This is a genomic window from Chamaesiphon polymorphus CCALA 037 (assembly GCF_003003845.1).
Taxonomy (GTDB): Bacteria; Cyanobacteriota; Cyanobacteriia; order Cyanobacteriales; family Chamaesiphonaceae; genus Chamaesiphon; species Chamaesiphon polymorphus.
Window position 1 is genome coordinate 1 of sequence record NZ_PVWO01000350.1, and the last position, 6,389, is coordinate 6,389.

7 protein-coding genes are annotated in these 6,389 nt (G+C 43.7%); all 7 read left to right on the top strand.

Annotated features, from left to right (window positions below; all coding sequences use genetic code 11):
* The first annotated feature begins 30 nt into the window (after nt 1–30).
* Nucleotides 31–375 (top strand): DUF952 domain-containing protein, encoded by a 345-nt coding sequence (locus tag C7B77_RS21315; RefSeq protein WP_106309563.1) that lies wholly within the window; start codon nt 31–33, stop codon nt 373–375.
* 59 nt (nt 376–434) lie between these two features.
* Entirely contained in the window at nt 435–1,226 is a 792-nt protein-coding gene (gene xth / locus C7B77_RS21320; RefSeq protein WP_106309566.1) for an exodeoxyribonuclease III, read from the top strand.
* A 125-nt stretch (nt 1,227–1,351) separates the two neighbouring features.
* A complete protein-coding gene (locus tag C7B77_RS21325) occupies nt 1,352–2,554 on the top strand; it encodes a tetratricopeptide repeat protein (protein WP_106309569.1) in 1,203 nt (400 codons plus the stop codon).
* Nucleotides 2,555–2,874: 320 nt separating this feature from the next.
* A complete protein-coding gene (locus tag C7B77_RS21330) occupies nt 2,875–3,501 on the top strand; it encodes a DNA-3-methyladenine glycosylase (protein ID WP_106309574.1) in 627 nt (208 codons plus the stop codon).
* A 282-nt stretch (nt 3,502–3,783) separates the two neighbouring features.
* Nucleotides 3,784–4,266, top strand: coding sequence for a C40 family peptidase (locus C7B77_RS21335; protein WP_106309577.1), 483 nt, complete (start codon nt 3,784–3,786; stop codon nt 4,264–4,266).
* A gap of 199 nt (nt 4,267–4,465) precedes the next feature.
* Nucleotides 4,466–5,188, top strand: a complete 723-nt coding sequence (locus tag C7B77_RS21345) for a DUF1995 family protein (protein WP_106309583.1) — start codon at nt 4,466–4,468, stop codon at nt 5,186–5,188.
* Nucleotides 5,189–5,467: 279 nt separating this feature from the next.
* Nucleotides 5,468–6,163, top strand: coding sequence for a hypothetical protein (locus C7B77_RS21350; protein ID WP_106309586.1), 696 nt, complete (start codon nt 5,468–5,470; stop codon nt 6,161–6,163).
* Nucleotides 6,164–6,389 lie beyond the last annotated feature (226 nt).

A 6,389-nucleotide genomic window follows, 5' to 3' on the forward strand; every position in this document is an offset into this window, starting at 1 on the left:
ACCTAAATTATCATAATAATTAACATACTTATGAATACTATTCTGCATATTACCTCAGCCGATCGATGGACAAAAGCCAAAAATCTGGGTAGTTATAGCAGCGATACTCTAGCAAGAGAAGGATTCATTCATTGTTCGACTCTATCTCAAGTTGTCGGCTCGGCAAATCGATTTTTCAAAGGTCTTAAAGACTTAGTAATTCTGGTAATTGATATCGATCGAGTCACACCCGAAATCCGCTACGAAGGCACAGATCCAAACAATTTATTCCCACACATTTATGGTGAATTAAACATCGATTCAGTAATTAAAGTCATCGCTCTCGAAACAGACATGAATGATTTATTTATCTTACCAAAAGAACTAGCAGATTAATTGAAAATTAAAAATATTATATAATCTCTATTCACTCCCAACTCCCAACTCCCAACTCCATGCAGATTGCCACCTGGAATGTCAACTCGATTCGGACGCGGCTAGATATTGTAACTAATTGGTTGCAACAAAATCCGGTCGATGTTCTTTGTATCCAAGAAAGTAAAGCCACCGACGAACAATTTCCGATCGCGGCGATCGCGGCTTGTGGGTATCATGCTTATATCTCTGGACAGAAATCATATAATGGTGTCGCCATATTTGCCAAACAGCCCCTAACTGACGTCAGTATTGGTTTTGGGAGTGTCTTAGCACCAGAATTAGTCAGCGATTTGGACGAGCAAAAGCGGATAATTGCGGGCACTCTCGATGGCGTGCGGATCGTCAATCTCTACGTGCCGAATGGGAATATGCTAGGCAGCGATAAATACGTCTACAAGCTGCGGTGGTTGGAGTTATTAAACTCGTATTTAAAAACCATAATTGCAGCAGGTCAGCAGTCAATTTGCGTCTGTGGAGACTTTAACATTGCCCTTGAAGATATTGATATTCATAGCAAAACTGTATCTTTAGATCGAGTGATGGCAACTCCTGCCGAGCGAGACTTATTACGCAAATCCGTACTCGATTTAGGCTTTCAAGATAGCTTTAGAAAATTTACTACTACTGGCGGACATTTTAGCTGGTGGGACTATCGCCAACAGGGATTTGAACGCAATCGCGGTTGGCGCATCGACCATCTTTATCTAACACCAGATTTATTCGATCGAGCCACAAATTGCACGATCGATATCGAGCCGCGTAAATTAGTCCAACCCAGCGATCACGCACCTGTAATTGTTGAGTTTTAATTATTATATTTATACTGGATCGGTTAGATATTCGATCGGCATTATTTCGCAATTGTTAGCGATCGTACTTTGTCGGGCATACTAAATGGTCGAGAGTTGGGATAGATCGAACAGGTAGCTAAAATATGCAGTTTGAAGATTGGTTCGATCGGGGCGTCGAGTTAGATAAATTAGGTAATTATACAGAAGCATTGACTGCCTTCGAGCGAGCGATTTTACTTAAATCTAATGAAGCTAGTGTTTGGAATTGGAGAGGTTTAGCTCTACTTAAATTAAATAAAGCTGAAGAGGCAATTTCTTCTTTCGATCGATCGCTAGAGCTTTGTCCCCATCAAGGTCGAACTTGGTATCATCGCGGACTTGCTTTAGGAGAGATAGGTAGATGTGAAGAAGAACTTTCCGATTACAATCGTGCTTTAGAAATTACTCCTAATTTGTATGAGGCTTGGCTGGCTAGTGCAATTACTCTAGGGACTCTTGGTAAGTATGAGGAGATAATCTTAGTTTGCGATCGAGCATTAGCAGTTCGTAATAATGAGGAGATTTGGGAGATTCGCGGAGATACACTGTGCAAATTAGAAAGATATGAAGATGCAATTTATTCATACGAGCGGGTATTAGAATTTAATCCCGACAATTATGATGCTTGGTATAATCGAGGTAATGTGCTAAGTGAATTAGAAAGATATGAAGATGCAGTTTATTCTTACGATCGGACATTAGGACTCAATCCTAGTGACTATGAGGGTTGGTGTAATCGAGGCAATTGTCTAGATGAATTAGGTAGACATGAAGAAGCGATTGATTCTTACGATCGCTCCTTAATGATTCAGCCCAACGAGCGAGCTTGGACTAATCGAGGCTGCTCGTTAGCAGAATTGGGTAGATACGAAGAAGCGATTGATTCTTACGATCTAGCTTTGGAATTAGAGCCTAATGATAGTGAGGTTTTCAATAATCGTGCTAACTCACTCAAATGTTTGAATAGATATGAAGATGCAATATCTAATTATCATCGTGCCTTAGAAATTCAGCCAGAACTAATTCCATCATTAAATGGTTTAGCTAGTACTCTGATGAAAACAGGTAAAGTTCAGGAGGCTATTATTTATTTCGATCGCGCTTTATCGATCGACCCTGAACTAGCTACTGCGATTTATAATAAGGCTTGTGCTTATGCTTTACAACAAGATTTAGAGTTAGCGATCGAATTCTTGCGACAAGCGATCGATCTCGAACCTGAAATATATCCAGGCATGGCAAAAGCCGAATCTAATTTCGATAGTATTCGTAATGATGCTAGATTTATAGAATTAGTCGATCTATAGATACAGTACTTTTCAAGTTGGTGATGTAAGACAGATCCCCGACTTCTTGGACTCGACTTTGGCCATTTACGAGTTTACTCCGTTTGGGCGGCAGTAGGAGTTCGGGAAATTGGGCTGAAATTAAATCTGACTGTATCTGTTTTGCGGTCGGGTTTAATTCCAAATCATTGCCCTATAAGGGGTTAAGCCTTTTGGTTCTCGATCGAAACCGATCTAGTCGTGGCAGCCATTTGAGGCTCTCGCGAGCGAGAGCCTCAAATGGCCTTCTCTTCTCCGTTAGCCCTGTGAACTTCTACGATTATTCTACTCAAGCTGTAATTATGGAACGAGTAATTCCCGCCGAATGGTTCGATCGATCGGCTGTGAGTGTCGCACCAGATTTAATCGGCTGTACCCTAGTGCGCCAACTTCCCGACGGCACCCAATTACGCGGGTTAATTGTCGAAACCGAAGCATATCAAGAAGGCGATCCGGCTTGTCATGCCTATCGCAAGCAAACCAAGCGCAATCAGATTATGTTTGGTGCGCCGGGATATGTGTACGTATATTTGATTTATGGGATGTATCACTGCGTCAATGTCGTAACCGATCGAATTGGCGCACCCAGTGCGGTGCTGATTCGGGCACTAGAACTCGCACCAGCAACTTTAAGTACGATTTCGCTCAAACCCAAGCAGAAGCAAATCCGCGCCGCCGCAGGGCCAGGGAAACTCTGTCTGGCAATGCAAATTAACTTGGATCTCTACGGCACCAAACTAGAATTAGGACAAGCCATGTGGATCGAACATCGATCGATCGATTGGCAAGCCAAACTAGATATCGGTACCATCGAACTCACCCAAACCACCCGCATCGGACTGACACAGGGGATAGATTTACCATGGCGATGGTATCTCAAAGGTTGCAAAGCAGTATCGGTGTTTGAGAAATTACCGATTGAGAATTGAATTGCGATAACTATTCGATCTCAATCGCCAAATCGAATCAAATCTTAGTCCGCGTAGGCGGACTTTGCATCACTAGCAACGATTTCAATCGTTGTGCTATTGACTATAGCTAAATAAACGATCGATCTAGCGATGATTTTGGGCAATTTAACTGTAGGAGTGCGACAGTTTTTAGGCTCATTTCAGGGAATGAGCTAAAGGAACGGTAACTAAACCGTTCGCGTCGCAGCCTGTAAGTATTAGGTCTCGAAAATCATCTACTATTTCAGCATCGAGATATTTATGTACCAAAAAATTCTAGTCTGTGCGTTGCTAATCTCCGCCTCAATCTTGCCTGCACATGCCAATAGCGAAGAACGCGACGAAATCTTCACATCCGAAGATCTTTATACCGTCGCGGTAGAAGCAAAATCTTGGCAAGGCACTCGCTATCGATATGGCGGTAAAGACAAAAATGGTATTGACTGCTCCCACTTTGTTTATGCAGTCTATAACCGGATCTTTGAAGGATATGATTACCGGATGGCTGATGAGTACCTACACGATTCGGACTTTTCGCCAACTAAGTCTCCACTAGTGGGTGACGTGATTATTTTCCCCGCAGTTGGCAGTTCATCCGCACATATGGGCATCATCACCGACGTGCAGGGCAAAAAATTCATCGGCGCGCAAACTAGCACTGGCGTAAAAGAAGCCAGCTTTGCCTCCGGAAGCTACTGGGGCAAACGTCCTTATCGGATTTTGTCTCTATTGCCTTCGGATTAGGAGAGGGAGAGATGTGGATAGGTGAATGGGTGAATGGGCAGAACTCTTGCGTCCCAAAATTCACGATCCACGATCCACGATCCACGATCCACGATCCACGATCCACGATCCACGATCCACTAAAGCCTACCCTCTACTGTTGTGCCAATCCCCGATCGAGCTGTACCCTAGTAAAGATAGTGTCAGTTCCCACGGTTCCATGTCACAACTACCAACCACTCTCGAAGAATCGATCGCATTAGCTCAGGCTGCGACTTTAGCGGCGATCGCGGATGGACACAAACGGATTACAGTCGAGATCGTCATCCCCGAACTCAAGTCGATGGGTTTGGCGCGGCAATTTATCGAATCATTTAGCGATCGTGGGAATACGCTCAAGGTATTATTTACCGATACTGGCGCAGCCGCTTTAGCCAAACGCGATTGGCCGGATGTTAATTTTAAAATCGACGATTTGGGCAATAGTCGATCGCCGATAACCGATAAAATTCAAGCAGAAGACGAATTATATATCGCGATCGATCCTTCGGCTGTCGAAGTCGCACAGGTTGAAAAGTTATGTGAAGCATCGGGCGATCGTCCGGTAATATTATTCTTACCCAAACTCGAAGATGCCGCGATCGTCGGTATCGGCTATGCTGCCAGACAATTGCGCGATCGATTTCTCACGACTCTCACCTGCGCCTACTATATCAAACCCCTCGAAACATCTGCACTCTACCGCTGCTATCCGGCTCAATGGCAGGTGTGGCAAGAGCAGGATGATGATTATACCCTCCTAGCGGAATGTCCCCAGAAACCCGTCGGCGACGAGCTAGATGCCATCCTTTCTCCTTCAACTCCAGGAGATAATTCGACTCCTGCCAAGTCACCTGGTGTCTTCGCTAGTTTGGGTCGCTTTTTGCGGACTTTGAGTAGATAACCCAAGTGGCTAGTACCGAGCGGCGTAAATCCTAGTACTATTTCGGGAAGAGTTGGGAGTTGGGAGTTGGGAGTTGCGGCTCGCGCTCGTCGGCTTTGCCGACGGTTCAGCGAGACAAGACAGGGAGTTGGTAGAGTATAGGCAATGGTTGCTTTACTTATGCCGTCGAGTACTAGTTACTGGAGCTTCTGTAGTATATATCTTATGGCGAAATGTTTGATGGCGTAATTTTTGTGTCGATACTAGCAGTATGAAATACTGTAAGGCTCGCACGCTACCATGAAAACCATCGATCGCCCAAACAACACTGTAGAACTCGAACGCCGACAGCAAATAGAGCAAGCTCGCAAAGATATCAAGAAAGCATTCTATGTCGGCTTGTTTATGTCAGGTTGGAATTTAGTAATATTTTTAGTAGTTATTACCCAGCCAGCAGTGTCTCAAAAAATGGGGTTAGATGGCTGGTTGTTTATTGATGTTGCAATAATTTGTAGCTGTACTTATGGGATTTTTCGCAACAATAACTTCGCAGCAACAGCAATGCTGGGCTACTATATCATTAACATACTGATAAAAATTTTCTCTGGTACGTTGAGTCCAGTAGGCATCCCTTTGTCTGTATATTTCATGTATTGTTTTTATAAAGGTGTAATCGGAACTAGCACGATTGCCTTGTCGGCACAAGCAGGAGCGATCGATGATGAATTCTCAACAATGTCTGACGCTGAGGGTACTGTAGATCGATATTCAAGTTCGATTTATCATGCCGGATCCGGAGCAGAAACACCAACTTCAGCAGCAGCTCAAAAACCAGCAACTCGGTTTTCGATCGACGATCGATTGATTGAATTATGCAGCGGCGATCGATCTCAAGCGGAATGGTTGCTCCATCAAGTCATTCGCAAAAATCCCGATCGAACAATGGAATGGTGCAATCAAACAGCTATAGAACAACTCGAAAACAGATCCTCATAAGTAGGTCTAGGGCTTAAGGGAAACCATAGACGAAAACAGTACTAACAAGGCACATTTTATCGATCGATTTAGCAATTATTTAAACTTAATCTAATTTAATTACCTACTTTGTGATGCTGGGTAATTAATTGTTGACCCTCGCTGGAAGTTAAGTAGGTGGGCGGGATAATAGTAAACTGGATGAAGATAGTTTAAGCATTTCTCGACAAGTAGGCGAAACCATTTA